Raw genomic sequence first — 16,980 nt, forward strand, 5'->3', positions numbered from 1 at the left:
AGTCCTTTCCTTAGGTGTTTCGGCCGCCGTTGACGCCCAAGATTTGCCCGGTGATGTACCCGGCTTCTTCGGAGATCAGGAATGCGCACGCCGCGGCGATGTCCTCGGGTCTGCCCATCCGGCGCACCGGTGTCGACTCGATGTTCTTGTCGATGAACAGGTAGCCGCGCTCTGCGGACTTGCGCAGCATCGGGGTGTCGATGAAGCCCGGCGGCACCGCGTTCACGGTGATGCCCGCAGGCCCGTACTCGAGCGCCAGCGACTTGGTCAGCCCGTTGACCGCCGACTTGGCGGCGACATACGGCGCCATGTACGGCTGCCCGGAGTGAGTGCTCGAAGAGGAGATGTTCACGATGCGGCCCCACCCCGCCTCGATCATGTCGGGCAGCACCGCTTGGACGCAGTGGAACACGCCGTTGAGGTTGACGTCGATGACCCGCTGCCAGTCCTCGAACTTCAACTCGGTGAACCGCTTGAACTTCTCGAGTCCGGCGGCGTTCACCAGAACCGTGACCGGGCCCAGTTGAGTGCGGATCGCCGTCAACGCCTCCTCGACCGCGGCGCGGTCGGCGACGTCGGCGGTGAAGGCGAATTGTTCATCCGACGGATTGAGGTCGATGGTCGCGACGTCCAAACCGTCTGCCCGCAGTCGTCTGGCGACGGCTTGTCCGATGCCGGAGCCGCCACCAGTAACAACCGCGGTCTTCATGCGCAGGCCTCAGTTATCAAGAACCGTCCTTCCGATTATGAGAACCGTACTCTCGGAGTGTGCGTTATCGCAAGACAGTAGAGGAGTGTCGTTCGCACTGGTGAGACGTTGGAGCCTGTTTGTCTTAGCGCTAATCGCAGGCAGGGGGAGTTCTGCGCATCTGCTTGAGTTCTCTGTATGCGAATGTATGATTCGCGGCGGATGAGAATGAAGTTTCCATCACATGCGGATGCGTGCTGAGGAGGATCGTGCAGGAAACGCCCACCGTGTTGAGTGACCCACGCAGTGACGAGTCGGCAGAGCGGCATCTACTGATCGACGGAAAGCTGCTCCACACCGAACGGACGTTTCCTTCTATCAACCCCGCAACGGGTGAGGTCCTCGGGTACGCGCCAGACGCCACCGTGGCCGACGCCGAGGCCGCTGTCGCCGCCGCGCGCCGCGCGTTCGACGAGACTGAATGGTCGACCGATACCGACCTGCGCATCCGCTGCCTCGAGCAGTTCCATCGGGCCCTCGTCGAGCACCGGGACGAGCTTGCCGCACTGACCATCGCCGAGGTGGGCGCCACCGAGTCGCTGTGTCAGGGCGCTCAGCTGGACGCGCCGATCGACATCGTCCGCTATTACGCGGAGCTCCTGAAGACCTATCCGATGACCGAGGACCTCGGCAACATCGAGAGCCGCGGCATGCAGCACCACCGCTGGGTCGAGAAGGAAGCCGGCGGGGTGGTGGCCGCGATCATCGCCTACAACTACCCGAACCAACTGGCACTCGCGAAGCTGGCGCCTGCCTTGGCGGCGGGTTGCACGGTGGTGCTCAAGGCGGCTCCGGACACCCCGCTGATCACACTCGCGCTCGGCGAGTTGATCGCCGATCACACTGACATTCCCGCGGGCGTGGTGAACGTGCTCAGCGGCGCGGACTCGGAGATCGGCGCGATCCTGACCACCAGCCCCGACGTTGACATGGTCACCTTCACCGGCTCGACGCCGACCGGCCGTCGGATCATGGCGGCCGCGAGCGACACCCTCAAGAAGGTGTTCCTGGAACTCGGCGGGAAGTCGGCCGCAATCGTGCTCGACGACGCCGACTTCAACACCGCCGCGTTGTTCTCCGCGTTCTCGATGGTGACCCACGCCGGACAGGGTTGTGCGCTGACGTCGCGGCTGCTGGTGCCGCGCGCGCACCACGACGAGATCGTGGAGTTGGTGAAGAACAACTTCGGGTTGGTGCGTTATGGAAATCCAGCCGACCCGTCGACGTACATGGGTCCGCTGATCAGCGAGAAGCAGCGCGACAAGGTCGACGGCATGGTCAAGCGCGCCGTCGAGGCGGGCGCCACGCTGGTGACCGGCGGCGAAAAGGTGGACCCGGGCTACTTCTATACCCCGACCCTGCTGACCGACGTCGACCCCGACAGCGAGATCGCCCAGGAGGAGGTGTTCGGGCCGGTGCTGGCGGTCATCGCCTACGAAGACGACGACGATGCGGTGCTGATAGCGAACAATTCGATCTACGGCCTCTCAGGTGCGGTGTTCGGCAGCCCGGACCGTGCGCTCGCGGTGGCCCGCCGCATCCGGACCGGAACCTTCTCCATCAACGGCGGCAACTACTTCAGCCCCGATAGTCCGTTCGGCGGCTACAAGCAGTCCGGGATTGGTCGTGAGATGGGCACCGCGGGACTCGAGGAATTCCTGGAGTCGAAGACGTACGCGACGGTGGTCGGCTGATGAGGCCCTTGGAAGGGATCCGGGTCCTCGAGGTCGCGATGTACGGGTTCGTCCCGTCGGCGGGCGCCGTGCTCGGTGAGTGGGGCGCCGACGTGATCAAGGTCGAACACGCCGTCACCGGCGACCCGCAGCGCGGTCTTCGTCAGACCGGCCCGCTGCGCGTCGAGGGCGATCCCAACCCGAACATCGAACACGCCAACCGCGGCAAGCGCAGCATCGGGCTGGACATGTCGGTGCCGGAGGGCCTGGAGGTGCTGCTCGACCTGGCCCGTCGCGCCGACGTGTTCCTCACCAGCTTCTTGCCCGGACACCGCCAGAAGTTCGGCATTGACGTCGACGACATCCGCGCGGTGAACCCGAACATCGTCTACGCCAGGGGCAGCGCGTTGGGCCCCCGTGGTGAGGAGTCGGTCAAAGGCGGCTACGACATGACCGCGTTCTGGTGCCGCGCGGGCACCGCGGCCACCATCACCCCGCCCGGCATCGAGGGCATGATCGGCCCGCCGGGCCCCGCCTACGGCGACACCATCTCGGGCACCAACCTGGCGGGCGGCATCGCGGCCGCGCTGCTGAAGCGCGAACGCACCGGCGAACCGTCGGTGGTCGACGTCTCACTGCTCGGCAGCGGGCTCTGGTCGATGGGGCACACGGTCGCGCTGACGTCGCACCTGAACCAACTGATGGTGCAACCGCCGCCGGGTGTGCACGGTTCGCCGATCAACCCGCTCGTTGGGGTGTATCCCACCGCCGACGACCGCTACATCTCCTTCGTGATGATGCAACCGACCAAGTTTTGGGCGGACGTCTGCAGGCACATGGACCTCGACGACCTGATCGAGGATCCCCGGTTCGCGACGGTCGAATCGATCGCCGAGAACACCGCCGCCGCAGTCGAAATCCTGCGCGAGGCGATGGGCAAGCGCGCCCTGCCGGAGTGGAGCGAGCGATTCTCGACGCTGGCAGGCCCGTGGGCGCCGGTACAGGACACGCTGCAGGCCGCCGAGGATGCGCAGATCAGGGCCAACGAATACATCGTTTCGACGGGCGAACTCGAATTGGTCGCGAATCCGGTGCAGTTCGATGTCAGCGCACCGCAAACCGGACCAGCGCCGGGTTTTGCGGAGCAAACTGACGAAATCTTGGCCGAACTCGGTTTGGATTGGGACCGCATCATTGAGCTCAAGACGGCCGGCGCCGTCACCTAGGTTCGGGAGTCGATCTCAATGCCCTATGTCGCGTCGATCGGCACCTACCTGCCGTGTTGGGGTACGCCTCAGCATCGGGTGGCAGGCGACGACGAGGACGCGATCACCCTTGCGGTCGAGGCGGGCCGTGCCGCGTTGATTGCCAGCGGCGCGGTCGAACGAGTCGTCGTGGTCAGCCGCGACATGCCCCTGCTCGAGAGCAGCAACGCCGCGGTGTTGCTGGCCGGTCTGGGCCTTGATCCCGAACTCGAGGTCGACGAACGCCTCGGCGGCGCACCCGCCACGCTGGACGCGGTCAGTTCGGCGCGGCCGCGGACGTTGATCATCGGAACCGACCTCAACCCGGCGGGCGCGGCGGCGATCCTGACCGCCGAGCGAGGTTTACAGGTGCGCACCGCCGCGCGTATCGCCCGCAGTCTTCCGGTGCGCACTCGCAACGCGACCGGCGATGTCACCGACTACGGCGATCCCCGACTGCTGCACGAACGGGGCCTGGTTGCCTCGCTGGCCGCCGCGTGGCTCGACACCCCTGCGGCGGTGGCCGGCGTCGAACATGATCGGGCCGTCGAGATGTGCGTCGGCCATCCGGCGCCGCTGCCGACGACGGGCGCCAGTGCCGGCCTGTTCGCGCTCGCAGGCATGGCCGAATCTGGGATCACCGGGCCGTTGGTCGCCGTCGAGCAGGCCAGCCTGTCGGGGATCACGGTGAGCAACGGCATCGCCGAGATTCATCGTCGGGAACCGCCCGCGCGCCCGACGCCCGAGGGCACGTACCTCGAAGGCGGTGACATCCCGATCTCGCTGGCCGCCTACGAGCGGGCGTTCGAGGCCAAGACGCGTTGGGAGGCGGGCAAGCTCGCGGGCAGTGCGGAACTGGACTTCCCGCCGCGCTTCCGGGTCGCCGAGGACGGCGCGCTGGCCACTGACTATGAATTGATCGCGCTGCCACGGACCGGAACCGTGTACACCGAAACCACCGTGCACATGCCGGTGCCCGGGCTGCGCACGCCCTACTCCCTGGTGATCGTGGACCTGGACGGAGCGGGGGTGCGGGCGCTGGTGAAGGTGACCGGCGTCGAAGCGGGCACCGTGGACATCGGCGACCGCGGACGACTGGCGCTGCGACGCGTAGCAATCCGTTCCGGGGTACCGGATTACGGATACATGTTCGAGCCGGAGCGGGCGGTCGCGGCGTGAGGCGCGTGGCGATCGTCGGAGCGGGCATGACCGCGTTTGGTGAGCATTTCGCGCTCGGCATCAAGGATCTGCTACCGATGGCGTTCGCCGAGTGCGCGAAAAGCGTCGACAAAGGGTTGTCGAAGACCGATGTGCAGGCCGCCTGGTTCGGCGCGATGGGAACCGCGGACGGCTTCCCGTCGGGCATCCTCGCGGATTCGCTCGGTCTTCCCGATTTGCCTGTCACGCGCGTCGAGAATTCCTGTGCCACGGGCAATGACGCGGTGCGAAATGCGCTGTTCGGGGTGGCCTCCGGTGCGTTTGATGTGGCACTGGTGATGGGGGCCGACAAACTCCGCGACACCACTTCCAAGGACATGCTGTGGAAGTGGGAGGCGATGGCGCGCGACATGGCATGGGACTACCCATTGGGGTTGGTGTCGCCCGCCGGTTTCGCGTTGCACGTGCGTCGCTACATGTACGAATCACCGGCGACTCAGGAGCACCTGGCCATGGTCGCGGTCAAGAACCACCGCCATGGAGTGAACAATCCCAAGGCGCGGTTGCGATTTGAGATCACCCTCGAGCAGGCCATGGCGGCCCCCACCGTCGTCACTCCGTTCCGGCTGTACGACTGCGCGCCGCAGAGTGACGGCGCCGCGGCACTCGTGATCGCCGCCGAAGACGTGGTCGATCGTTTCACCGATCGCCCGGTGTGGATCCGCGGCGTCGGACTCGGACTCGACTCGGTGATGCACCAGCACAAGCCCGACATGACCACGTTCCCCGCCACCACGCGTGCGGCCAAGCAGGCGTTCGCCATGGCGGGCATGACACCCGCAGACGTCGACGTCAGCGAAGTTCACGATTTCTTCACGGGAATCGAACTAATGAGCTATGAAGATCTGGGCTTTGCCGAGCGGTTCGGGGGCTACAAGCTTGTCGAAGCTGACGTGACAAGTGTCGGCGGTGCGCTGCCGGTCAACCCCAGCGGGGGGCTGAAGGCCAAGGGCCATCCCCCAGGGGCGACTGGCGTCGCACAGTGCGTGGAGCTTTTCGCGCAACTGCGAGGGGAGGCAGTCAACCAAGTGGACGGTGCGCGGGTCGGATTGGCGCATAACATCGGCGGCCCTACCGCGGTGGCTGCCGTCACCCTCCTGGAAGGCTCGGCTCATGGCGCGCGGTAGTGGACCCGAACGGTGGTCGACCGGCATCTCGCTCGGACGTGGTTCCAAGCCGATGGAGGCCGTCGGTGGATTGTTTGCAATGTCGAAGGACGCGGTGCGGTTCGTCTTCCAACGCCCGTTTCAGTGGCGTGAGTTTCTGGAGCAGTCGTGGTTTGTTGTGAGGGTTTCGCTGGCACCTACGTTGTTGGTAGCGATCCCCTTCACCGTGCTGGTGTCGTTCACGCTCAACATTCTGCTGCGCGAATTGGGCGCCGCTGACCTGAGCGGTGCGGGTGCGGCGTTCGGGGCGGTGACGCAGGTGGGTCCGCTGGTGACGGTGCTGATCGTGGCCGGTGCGGGCGCGACCGCGATGTGTGCGGATCTTGGCTCGCGCACGATCCGCGAAGAGATCGCCGCGATGGAAGTGCTGGGTATCGATCCGGTGCAGCGGTTGGTGACACCGCGGATGCTAGCCGCGGGCCTGGTGGCGCTGTTGCTCAACAGCCTTGTGGTGATCATCGGAATCCTGGGCGGCTATACGTTTTCGATTTTCATCCAGGACGTCAACCCGGGCGCGTTCGCTGCGGGCATCACGCTGTTGACCGGGGTTCCCGAGGTGATCATCTCGTGTGTGAAGGCGTTGCTGTTTGGGTTGATCGCCGGGTTGGTGGCCTGCTACCGCGGGCTCACCATTTCTGGTGGTGGCGCGAAGGCTGTCGGTAACGCGGTCAACGAGACCGTGGTGTACGCGTTCATGGCGTTGTTCGTGATCAACGTTGTCGTCACGGCCATCGGTATCCAGATGACGACCGGAAGCCGCTGACCGATGGGAACACGAACGGTACTGCGTAGTCGTTATCCGAGGCTGACCCGGGGGCTTGCCAAGCCCACCGACTGGCTGGGCAACGTCGGCGATCACATGTTGTTCTACCTACGGGCACTCGGCGGGGTACCGCATGCCGCGGTTCATTTCCGTGGGGAGGTTGTGCGGCTGATCGCCGAAATCTCCATGGGGGCAGGGACGTTGGCGATGATCGGTGGCACCGTCGTGATCGTCGGCTTCTTGACCCTGGCAGCCGGTGGCACATTGGCCGTTCAGGGGTATTCGTCCCTCGGCGATATCGGCATTGAGGCGCTCACCGGCTTCTTGGCCGCATTCATCAACGTCCGCATCTCCGCACCGGTGGTCGCAGGTATTGGTCTGGCCGCCACCTTCGGCGCTGGCGTGACCGCGCAGTTGGGTGCCATGCGAATCAACGAGGAGATCGACGCGCTGGAGTCCATGGCGATCCGTCCCATCGAATACCTGGTGTCGACCCGGCTAATCGCGGGGATGATCGCGATCACGCCGCTGTATTCGATTGCGGTGGTTCTGTCGTTTCTGGCTTCCCAGTTCACGACGGTGGTGTTGTTCGGACAGTCCGGCGGGTTGTATGACCACTATTTCAACACCTTCCTCAACCCGATCGACCTATTGTGGTCTTTCCTGCAGGCGATACTGATGGCGATCACGATCCTGTTGGTACACACGTATTTCGGATATTTCGCCGCCGGCGGACCCTCAGGTGTCGGGGTCGCAGTTGGGAACGCGGTGCGCACCTCGCTAGTCGTAGTCGTCTCAGTAACCCTTCTGGTGTCGCTGTCCATCTACGGTTCCAACGGCAACTTCAACCTGTCAGGGTAGGTGCGGCCGATGAAGAGTAGTGCGGTACGCCCGCTGACGGGCTTGGCATTGGTCCTTGCCATTGGCTTGATCATCGCTTTGGCCATCGGCCTGTTCCGGGGCAGCTTTTCCAAAACCGAGCCGGTGACGGTTATTTCGGATCGCGCTGGCCTGGTGATGAACAACGATGCCAAGGTCAAGATGCGTGGCGTGCAGGTCGGCAAAGTCGAGTCGATCGAGTACCAGCCCGACGGTACCGCGGCGCTGCACCTGGCGATGGATCCGTCGCAGCTACATCTCATCCCGTCAAACGTGAACGTCGACATCAAATCGTCAACGGTGTTCGGAGCCAAGTCTGTTGACATGGTTCCCCCGGATAATCCTTCAGCGCAGCACCTCCGTCCCGGTCAAGTGATCCAGAGCCAGCACGTCGTGGTCGAGATAAACACCGTCTTTCAGCAGTTGGTGCAGGTGCTGGACAAGATCGACCCCGCGAAGCTCAACCAGACCCTCGGCGCAATCGCGAAGGCGTTCAACGGTCGCGGCGAGAAATTTGGCAGGACGCTGACCGATTTCAACGCTTTCCTCGCCGAAATAGAACCGAGCCTGCCAAACCTCAGCCGCGATCTCGAATCCGCGGTTCCGACACTCAGCGCGTACGCGGATGCAGCACCCGACCTCATCAAGGCCGCTGATAGCACAACAACGATCAGCAATTCCGTCGTCGACCAACCACAGGAGCTTGACCAATTCCTGGTCAGCTCAATTGGTTTAGCGGACATCGGGAACGAGGTGATCGGCGGTAACGAACCAGCGCTGGCCGAGGTGGCGCGCCTGCTGGTGCCCACCACCGAACTACTCAACCGGTATCACGAATCAGTGAATTGTTCGATTGCCGGACTAGCCGTGATGGCGAATTCGCCACCACTTCCCGGTAACAACAGCGCCGTGGTCGTGTCTGCCGGTCTGACACTCGGTACCGAGCGCTATCGCTATCCGAATGACCTGCCGAAGGTGGCCGCAAAGGGTCGGCCATATTGCAAGGAACTGGGTCTGCCCAACGTTCCCCCGGAGTTCCGGGTGCCGGCCATCGTCGCTGATGTTGGCGCCAATCCGTACCAATACGGGAACCAGGGCATTCTGTTGAACTCAGCGGGACTCAAGAACTGGTTGTTCGGGCCGATTCCTGGACCGCCGCGTAACTCCGCACAGATCGGAATGCCCGGATGACACGCTCGAGGGGCACGCTCATCAAATTCACGGTCTTCGCGATCGTGATGGCGGTTTTGACAGCCTTCCTGTTCTTGATCTTCAGCCAGATGAGAACTGGTGCGACGAACGGGTACTCGGCGATTTTCACCGACGCCTCACGACTCAAGACGGGAGATACCGTGCGGGTCGCGGGGATTCGGGTCGGCACTGTGAACACGGTGTCGTTGCGACCGGATCGCAAGGTGCTCGTCGAGTTCGACGCGGATCGCGACGTCGTGCTGACCACAGGAACTAGAGCGCAGATTCGCTATCTGAATCTAACCGGCGATCGCTTTCTCGAACTCGCCGACAGCCCGGGATCGACGAAGATACTACCGGTCGGCTCACAGATACCCGCGGATCGTACCGCACCCGCCCTGGACCTCGACTTGCTGCTCGGGGGGCTGAAACCGGTTATCCGAGGGCTGAATCCGCAAGACGTGAACGCGCTCACCTCGTCGCTCGTCCAAATCTTGCAGGGTCAAGGTGGCACACTCGAATCGCTGTTCTCGAAGACATCGTCATTTTCAAACTCTTTGGCGGATAACAGCCAGGTCATCGAGCAGTTGATCGACGACTTGCGAACGCTGCTCGGAACACTCTCCAAGGACGGTGACGAATTCTCCGGTGCGATCGACCGGCTCGAGCAACTGGTCAGTGGCTTGTCGGCCGACCGCGATCCCATTGGTCAGGCGATCACGTCTCTCGACAACGGCACCGCCTCCCTGACCGACTTGCTCGGCCGTGCGCGCCCGCCGTTGGCCGGCACCGTCGACCAGTTGAGCAGGCTGGCTCCCCTGCTGGACGGAAAACACAAAGATTATTTTGACGCTACCCTTCAGCGGCTGCCCGAGCTCTACCGCAAACTCGCGCGGGTCGGCTCCTACGGCTCGTTCTTCCCTTACTACATCTGCGGGATCACCTTCCGGGCCAGCGACCTGACGGGCCGCACCGTGGTCTTTCCCTGGATCAAACAAGAGACAGGGAGGTGCGCCGAACAGTAATGGACAGATACAGCGGATCCCAACTCATCAAAGCAGGGGTCATCGGCGTCATCCTGATAATTCTGGTGATCGTCGTGGGCCTTCAACCGCAACGGTTGCTGCAATACGCCACCGCCATCAAGTACCAGGCGCTCTTCACCGAGGCCGGCGGCCTCGCGACGGGCAACGACGTGACGGTGTCTGGCATCAAGGTCGGCTCGGTGTCCTCGATCGAGCTCGACAACGGCGACGCGCTGGTCACCTTCACCATCGCAGGTAGCGCCGCCCTCGGCTCGGAAACCACTGCGCACATCCGAACCGGAACCCTGCTGGGGGAGCGGGTGCTCGCCTTGGACTCCTCGGGAAGCGGCACGCTGGACCACAATCAGATCATTCCGGTGACGCGCACGTCGTCGCCGTACTCGCTGACCGACGCGGTCAGTGAACTCACCGCGAACACGGCTGCAACCAACACCGACACCCTCAACCAGTCGCTCGACACGTTGGCGGCGACGCTCGACCAGATTTCGCCGCAGTTGGGGCCGACGTTCGACGGCCTGTCGCGACTGTCGAAATCGCTCAACGATCGCGATCAAAGTTTGGCCGAGCTGCTGAAAACCGCCGGCGACGTGACCGGCATCCTCTCGGAACGCAGCAACCAGGTCAACACGCTCATCCTGAATGCCAACGATCTGCTCGCGGTGCTCAACGAGCGTCGACAGGCGATCGTCAGCCTGCTCGCCAACACATCGGCGGTGTCGCGGGAACTAACCGGCGTGGTTGCCGACAACGAGCAGAAGTTGGCGCCGACGCTGGAAAGGCTGAATCGCGTCAACGCGATGCTGATAAAGAATCGGGACAATCTCTCCAAGGCGATCCCGGGCCTGGCCAAATACGAGCTCACTCAAGGTGAGATCGTGGCCACCGGCGCCTATTACAACGCGTTCGTACCCAACATTTCACCAGCGCAGATCCTGCAGCCGTTCTTGGACTACGTCTTCGGTTTCCGACGCGGCGTGGACGCAGGTCAGCCGCCGGACAACGCGGGCCCACGCGCCGAGCTGCCCTTCCCAGTCAACGGGATCCCGCTACCAGGAGACCTGCCCGATGATGGCAACCCGTAAGCGCCTCGTCGCACTCACCGCCGTGCTTCTGGCCGTGGTCCTCCTGGCCGGAGCGGTGATGTTGGTGCGCTTGGCCTTCTTCAAACCCCACACCATCACCGCCTACTTCCCGACCGCGACCGCCATCTATCCCGGCGATGAGGTCCGCGTCTCGGGCGTCAAGGTGGGCAAGATCGACTCCATCCAACCCGAAGGCACGCAAACGAAGATGACCTTGAAGGTCGATCGCGACGTGCCCATTCCGGCTGACGCCAAGGCCGTGATCGTCGCGCAGAATCTGGTCGCGGCGCGGTACGTACAGCTCACGCCGGCGTACCGGAAGGGTGGCGGACCGACCATGCATGACGGCGCGGTGATACCCAGCAACCGAACCGCAGTCCCCGTGGAGTGGGACGAGGTCAAGACGCAGTTGATGCGCCTGGCAACGGATTTGGGGCCGAAGGCCGGGGTGTCGGGCACCTCCATTTCGAGGTTCATCGACAGCGCCGCGGACGCATTGGACGGCAACGGCGCCAAGCTCCGGCAGACATTGGCCCAATTGTCTGGCGCCGCAAGGATTTTCGCCGAAGGCGGCGGCAACGTCGCCGTTATCATCAAGAATCTGCAGATCTTCGTCACCGCACTTCGCGACAGCAGAGAACAGATCGTCATGTTCGAGAACCGGCTGGCCAGTTTGACAAGTGTCGTGAACGACAGTACGTCCGATCTGGACGCTGCGCTAAAGGATTTGTCCGTCGCCCTCGGCGAGGTGCAGCGCTTCGTCGCCGGCAGTCGCGACCAGGTGTCCGAGCAGGTGAGGAGCCTGGGCGAAGTCACCCAGATCCTGGTCGACAACCGCATGGCTGTGGAGAACGTCCTCCATATCACGCCGAACGCGGTCGCCAACTACCAAAATATCTACTACCCGCCCTCCGGCGGAGTGAGCGGCGCGATTTCGCTCGCCAACTTCGCCAATCCGGTCTATTTCTTCTGCGGCCTGATCGGCGCCGTCGAGAACACCACCGCACCCGAAACGGCGAAACTCTGCTCGCAATACCTTGGACCGGCTTTGCGATTGCTCAATTTCAACAACTTGCCGTTCCCCATCAACTTGTACCTGCGACCTGCGCCCAAACCGGAAAACATCATCTACACCGACCCGAAGCTAGCGCCAGGAGGTGCCGGGCCAGGCGACGCGCCCGAGCCACCGCCCACTGTGTCCGCATACACCGGTGCCGGCGACGTCCCACCGCCCCCCGGCTGGGGACAGCCACCCGCGCCGCCGGGGTTGTATTCGCCAGGCGGAGAAGTACCCGCCACTCCGTCGCCGGCGTTATTCCCCGGCGCACCGATTCCGGGTCCGCCCACCATCCTTCCCGGACCGCCGCCGACCGTTGACGGCATGCTGCTTCCGCAAAACCCTGCGCTTCCGGCTGATCAGGCGCCACCGCCCGTGGCACCCGGTACGCCATTGCTGCCCGCAGAAGGGGGGCCACGACCGTGACCGGCGAGCGAAAAGTGAAGTGGTTCACCATCATCGGGGCATGTCTGGCCGTGACGATGACGGGTTGCTCGTTCGAAGGATTGAACTCGCTACCGCTACCCGGAGCAGTCGGACGTGGACCGGACGCCGTGACCTATCACGTCGAGATCCCGAATGTGTCTACGATGGAGTCGAATTCGCCGGTCATGATCAACGACGTCGTCGTCGGCAGCATCGGCAAGATGACCGTCAAAGACTGGCATGCCGATGTGGAGATTTCGGTCAAGCCCGACGTGGTCGTGCCTGCCAATGCGGTGGCCACGGTCGGTCAGACCAGCCTGCTGGGCTCGATGCACTTGGCGCTCAACCCGCCGCTCGGCGAAAAGCCAATTGGCAGATTGCAGCCCGGTGCCACCATCGGCTTGAACCGGTCTTCGGCCTATCCGACCACGGAACAGACACTGTCATCGCTGTCGGTGATCGCCAACGGAGGCGGTCTGGGACAGATCGGTGACATCATCCACAACTTCAGCGCCGCGTTGTCAGGACGCGAACCACAGATCCGCGAGCTGCTCACCCGCCTCGACAACGTCGTTGGCGTACTTGATCAGCAACGCGACAACATCATTTCCACCATCCAGCAACTGAGGCGAGTTGCCGGCACGTTCGCGGGGCAACGCGATGTGATCGACCGCGCGCTCAAGGACATTCCGCCGGCATTGGATGTGCTGGTCAGGGAGCGGCCGCGGTTGACGACCGCGCTGTCGAAGCTCGGCCAGTTGAGCGACACCGCGACCCGGCTGGTCAACGATGCGGGTGACGATCTGGTGGCCGACCTGAAGAATCTCGAGCCGACGATCAAGGCACTCGCCGACGTCGGACCCGATCTGACGGTTGGGCTTCGATTTGCCACCGCCTTCCCGTACGGCCCGACCTTCGCCGACCGAGTCGCGCGCGGGGACAACATCAACCTGTTCGCCGTTTTCGACATCACCTACCCGCGACTGAAGCGGACCTTCTTCCTCGGCACTCGGTGGGGCGACCAGGACGCTAAATTCATCCCCGCGCCCGGAGATCCGTTCTATCTGAATTATTCCTACAATCCGCTGGGTGTGGGTGTTGCGCCGCCACCTCCCGAGGATGCGACCGCCGCGGAGGGGTTGCCTCCTCCGCAAGCGCCGCCGAGTGGGCCGATGCCGGCAGTCACCGAGCCGCTGGTGCCCGTGGCGCCACCGGCGAATGCGGCTCCGGTGACCACATCCTCGCAAGTCTTTGCAGGGCCGTATGCCCCCGAACAGCCGGCACCGCCGGCGGTCCCATCGACACCGGGAGGCGGTGGCTGATGGTTTTGACGCGCTTCGTCCGAAACCAGCTGGTTATCTTCACCATCGCGTCGATCGTCGGTGTGGCGGTAATGATTTTCACCTACATGCAGTTGCCGACCTTGCTCGGTATCGGCCACATTCAGGTGACGTTGGAACTGCCGGCCGCAGGCGGCCTCTATCGCTTTTCCAACGTGACTTACCGGGGGGTGCAGGTAGGGGAGGTGAGGGACATCAAGCTCACCGAGACCGGCGCGGAGGCGAAGATGACGCTGGGCACTTCGCCGAAGATTCCCGCGAATTTGCAGGCAAACGTCCTCAGCGTTTCCGCTGTCGGCGAGCAGTATGTGGATCTGCGTCCGCGTACCGATTCGGGCCCGTATCTGCGCAATGGCTCTGTGATCTCCGTGGACAACACTACAGTCCCGCAGCAGGTGGGTCCGATGCTGGACCAACTCAGCGCGCTTGTAGGCAGCATTCCAAAAGACCGAATCAGTGACTTGCTCGACGAGTCGTTCAAGGCCTTCAACGGCGCCGGCGACGACTTCCAATCCCTTGTCGACTCGTCGTCAAAGATCACCGGTTACCTCAACGACGTATCTGACCAGAGTCGAGCGCTGATCGATGACAGTGGGCCACTTCTGGATTCGCAGGCCCAGACCACGGACGCGATTCGGACGTGGGCGCGCAGCTTGGCTGGAATCACGGACCAGGTCGCGCAGGATGACCCGCAGGTGCGAGCGATCCTGCAACGCGGACCTGGCTTCGCGGAGGAGGTTTCAGCGCTTCTCACTCAAATAAAGCCGACTCTGCCGGTACTGCTGGCGAACCTCACTACCCTGGGTCAGATCCTCGTCACGTATAACCCCTCGCTCGAACAACTCCTGGTGCTTCTGCCCGGGGTCATCGCGGCCCAGCAGTCATTCGGGCTTCCGAAGAACAACCCGACGGGACTGCCCCTCAGCGACTTCTCACTCACCATCGCTGATCCGAACGCATGCACGGTCGGTTTCCTGCCGCCGTCGCAGTGGCGCAACCCCGCCGACACCACCACCGTCGACACGCCGGACGGGTTGTATTGCAAACTGCCGCAGGATTCGCCCATCGCCGTGCGTGGCGCCCGCAACTACCCCTGCATGGAGCACCCCGGAAAGCGCGCTCCCACAGTCGAACTCTGCAACGACCCCAAGGGCTATGTGCCCCTGGCGATGCGCCAGCACAGCCTCGGACCGAATCCATTCGACCCGAACCTGGTCGCGCAAGGCGTGCCGGTCGACGACCGGGTCGACTTCAACGACAGAATTCACGCACCCATCGAGGGCACGCCCCTGCCACCGGGTGCGGGCGCGCTCGGACTGCCCCCCGATCCATTGGCCGCTCCGATAGCACCCGCACCTTCGGAGCCCCCACTGCCGCCGCCCCCGCCGGGCAATTCGCTCAACGGGGTGCCGATACCGCCACCAGACGCTCCGGTGCCGATACCGCCACCAGACACTCCGGTCGCGCCGGCAGAGACTCCTGTCGCTCCCGCAGCTGGGGAGGCACCGACCGCTCCGCACGGCCCCCTGCCCGGCCCCGCGGAGGTGCCACCCTCAGACGGCGGGGTACCCGTCGCGCCAAGCGCGTTCAACGACAACGGACCTGGCGGTCCATCGGTCGCGATCGCGAGCTACGACCCCCGCACAGGGCGTTATATGAGCCCCGATGGGCGGCTTCAGCAAGTGGCGACCCCGGTTGCTGCTGCGCAACCCAAATCGTGGAAGGACCTGCTGCCGATCTGATCAGCCCATGACGCGGCTAAGACATCAGTTCCAGTCGCACTGGCAGCTGAGTGACAACCGGCTTGTTGTAACCGCATGCGCCACTAGGGGCCAGTGTCCTTTCCCAGCCCACGATCAGGTCACGATCCTTGTTCTTCTCACTCGTCGCTGGATTCCACCCCCACAACGCGAAGTTCTGGTGAGCGGGGGCTGCGGTGCCGTCGGGGCACGGCAGCCAATTTGGGACGTCGCGGTCGATCCTCCAGGAATCACCGTTGAAGTTCAGCGCGCCGGTCCAGCCTGCGTCGCTTCTGACCTCGCCGTAGCATTCGATCGGACTAATACAATCCGAGGTCACAGAGAAGGTCTCCATCTTCGACGGCTGGTCGATGTAAACCATGGCTCCACCCGCGCCGTTCGGACCCGCGCTGGTTTGCGCCCATTCCCCGTTCGAGAACGCCCGATAGGTGCCATTGAGCGCAACTCCGTAGTCTGTGGCGTGTGCAGACGGAGCCGTACCGAGAACTGCGACCACGGCACAGATCGCTCCAGCACCTGCGCATAGCTCAACTCCCCGCATAACGTGCTAGCTTATCGCGGGGGGTAGTAATCCTCTCCGAGAGTGAGAATTTCGTTCCCGTCTGTGGGAAGATCGCACCGTGCGGTCCCCCGTCGCAGTGCTCGCTGCCATGCTCACGGCCGGCTCGCTGGGCTTCGCATTCCCCGCCAGGGCCGACGATCCCGCCGAATGCGACTATCCCTCCTGCACACCCGGCATCGTGCCCGGCGTCGTGCTCGGTTCCTACTGCGACAACCCCACCTACTATGCGTTCGGCGTGACGTCGTGGGGGCGGCTGGTGTTCTGTGGTTCGCCGCGGCGTTACGAACCGAGGTGGTTCCGCTCTCCGGAGATGCACGGAGTCAAGAATGAGGGCGATTTCTGTCCCGCCATGGACGGCGAGATGGCACAGGCGCCGGACGGCCTGATCCTCACCTGTGTGGCCTACGAGGGCGCCAGCCGCTGGGTACGCGGCGATACCTAGAAGTTCACCCAGCGCAGCGCGCCGTTGACGTCCGCACACCGCAGCGGCACACCAGGAGTGCGCAGCAGCTGTAAGTCGTTGCCCGCCAAGGGTTGCTGCGCCGTCGTGCCTGCGCGGTCGCATGGCTGCGCCACCTCACGTGTGCCGACCAACGGCCCAACCGGCACCCACATGCCCTGCGAGGCGCAGATCAGCGTTCCGCCGCTTGCGTCGAGGCCGAACACGAACGACGGTGCGGGCGTACACGGCGCGCCGGCGGCGACGCCTCGCGCGAGGTTGGGCACGCAGTCGACGGAATCGCACGCCGCGGATGCTTCGGCGGACAGAGGCAATGCCGTCGTGATCATTCCGCATGCCACAAGCGAAGCGAGGATTCCGCGCAC

The 16,980-nt window shown here is 63.9% G+C and carries 16 protein-coding genes; 13 read left to right on the forward strand and 3 right to left on the reverse strand.

The genetic code is table 11. The features are described from left to right. Positions 1 to 10 precede the first annotated feature (10 nt). Positions 11 to 709 carry an SDR family NAD(P)-dependent oxidoreductase gene (locus A5724_RS19740; RefSeq protein WP_067805785.1) on the reverse strand — a complete coding sequence of 233 codons (699 nt, stop codon included), beginning with the start codon at positions 707 to 709 and terminating at the stop codon, positions 11 to 13. Positions 710 to 957: 248 nt separating this feature from the next. Between A5724_RS19740 and A5724_RS19745 the strand changes: the two genes are divergently transcribed. Genes A5724_RS19745 through A5724_RS19800 form a run of 12 tightly spaced genes read left to right on the forward strand, consistent with a single transcriptional unit; the run spans position 958 to position 15,575 of the window. Then, positions 958 to 2,442 (forward strand): aldehyde dehydrogenase family protein, encoded by a 1,485-nt coding sequence (locus A5724_RS19745; protein ID WP_067805788.1) that lies wholly within the window; start codon positions 958 to 960, stop codon positions 2,440 to 2,442. Beyond that, entirely contained in the window at positions 2,439 to 3,647 is a 1,209-nt protein-coding gene (locus A5724_RS19750) for a CaiB/BaiF CoA-transferase family protein (RefSeq protein ID WP_067805791.1), read from the forward strand. Before A5724_RS19745 ends, A5724_RS19750 begins: the two co-directional genes overlap by 4 nt. An 18-nt stretch (positions 3,648 to 3,665) precedes the next feature. Then, a complete protein-coding gene (locus tag A5724_RS19755) occupies positions 3,666 to 4,844 on the forward strand; it encodes a Zn-ribbon domain-containing OB-fold protein (RefSeq protein WP_067805794.1) in 1,179 nt (392 codons plus the stop codon). Further along, a complete protein-coding gene (locus A5724_RS19760; RefSeq protein WP_067805796.1) occupies positions 4,841 to 6,010 on the forward strand; it encodes a thiolase in 1,170 nt (389 codons plus the stop codon). The genes A5724_RS19755 and A5724_RS19760 overlap by 4 nt, the downstream gene beginning before the upstream one ends. Continuing rightward, the gene (locus A5724_RS19765) at positions 5,997 to 6,812 is read left to right on the forward strand and encodes an ABC transporter permease (protein WP_067805798.1); all 816 of its coding nucleotides are present in this window, start codon (positions 5,997 to 5,999) and stop codon (positions 6,810 to 6,812) included. The genes A5724_RS19760 and A5724_RS19765 overlap by 14 nt, the downstream gene beginning before the upstream one ends. Positions 6,813 to 6,815: 3 nt before the next feature. Beyond that, positions 6,816 to 7,673 (forward strand): ABC transporter permease, encoded by an 858-nt coding sequence (locus A5724_RS19770; RefSeq protein ID WP_067805801.1) that lies wholly within the window; start codon positions 6,816 to 6,818, stop codon positions 7,671 to 7,673. Positions 7,674 to 7,682: 9 nt separating this feature from the next. Beyond that, positions 7,683 to 8,882, forward strand: a complete 1,200-nt coding sequence (locus A5724_RS19775; protein ID WP_067805935.1) for an MCE family protein — start codon at positions 7,683 to 7,685, stop codon at positions 8,880 to 8,882. Beyond that, positions 8,879 to 9,907 (forward strand): MCE family protein, encoded by a 1,029-nt coding sequence (locus A5724_RS19780; protein ID WP_067805804.1) that lies wholly within the window; start codon positions 8,879 to 8,881, stop codon positions 9,905 to 9,907. Before A5724_RS19775 ends, A5724_RS19780 begins: the two co-directional genes overlap by 4 nt. Further along, positions 9,907 to 11,010, forward strand: coding sequence for an MCE family protein (locus tag A5724_RS19785; RefSeq protein WP_067805806.1), 1,104 nt, complete (start codon positions 9,907 to 9,909; stop codon positions 11,008 to 11,010). Before A5724_RS19780 ends, A5724_RS19785 begins: the two co-directional genes overlap by 1 nt. After that, positions 10,994 to 12,493, forward strand: a complete 1,500-nt coding sequence (locus A5724_RS19790) for an MCE family protein (RefSeq protein ID WP_067805809.1) — start codon at positions 10,994 to 10,996, stop codon at positions 12,491 to 12,493. Before A5724_RS19785 ends, A5724_RS19790 begins: the two co-directional genes overlap by 17 nt. Before the next feature lie 14 nt (positions 12,494 to 12,507). Next, entirely contained in the window at positions 12,508 to 13,815 is a 1,308-nt protein-coding gene (locus A5724_RS19795; protein WP_067805938.1) for an MCE family protein, read from the forward strand. Continuing rightward, positions 13,815 to 15,575 (forward strand): MCE family protein, encoded by a 1,761-nt coding sequence (locus tag A5724_RS19800; RefSeq protein WP_067805812.1) that lies wholly within the window; start codon positions 13,815 to 13,817, stop codon positions 15,573 to 15,575. Before A5724_RS19795 ends, A5724_RS19800 begins: the two co-directional genes overlap by 1 nt. Before the next feature lie 16 nt (positions 15,576 to 15,591). Here the strand turns inward: A5724_RS19800 and A5724_RS19805 are convergent, their stop codons facing one another. Next, on the reverse strand, positions 15,592 to 15,954 hold the full coding sequence (locus A5724_RS19805; protein WP_232004906.1) for a hypothetical protein: 363 nt from the start codon (positions 15,952 to 15,954) through the stop codon (positions 15,592 to 15,594). A gap of 259 nt (positions 15,955 to 16,213) precedes the next feature. On the opposite strand from A5724_RS19805, the gene A5724_RS19810 reads away from it, so the two are divergent. Continuing rightward, positions 16,214 to 16,597 (forward strand): hypothetical protein, encoded by a 384-nt coding sequence (locus tag A5724_RS19810; protein ID WP_067805819.1) that lies wholly within the window; start codon positions 16,214 to 16,216, stop codon positions 16,595 to 16,597. Here A5724_RS19810 and A5724_RS19815 read toward each other — a convergent pair. Then, on the reverse strand, positions 16,594 to 16,980 hold the full coding sequence (locus A5724_RS19815; protein WP_067805822.1) for a hypothetical protein: 387 nt from the start codon (positions 16,978 to 16,980) through the stop codon (positions 16,594 to 16,596). The two genes, A5724_RS19810 and A5724_RS19815, sit on opposite strands and share 4 nt — an antisense overlap.

Origin of the sequence: Mycobacterium sp. ACS1612, from assembly GCF_001667505.1 — a bacterium.
Taxonomy (GTDB): domain Bacteria; phylum Actinomycetota; class Actinomycetes; order Mycobacteriales; family Mycobacteriaceae; genus Mycobacterium.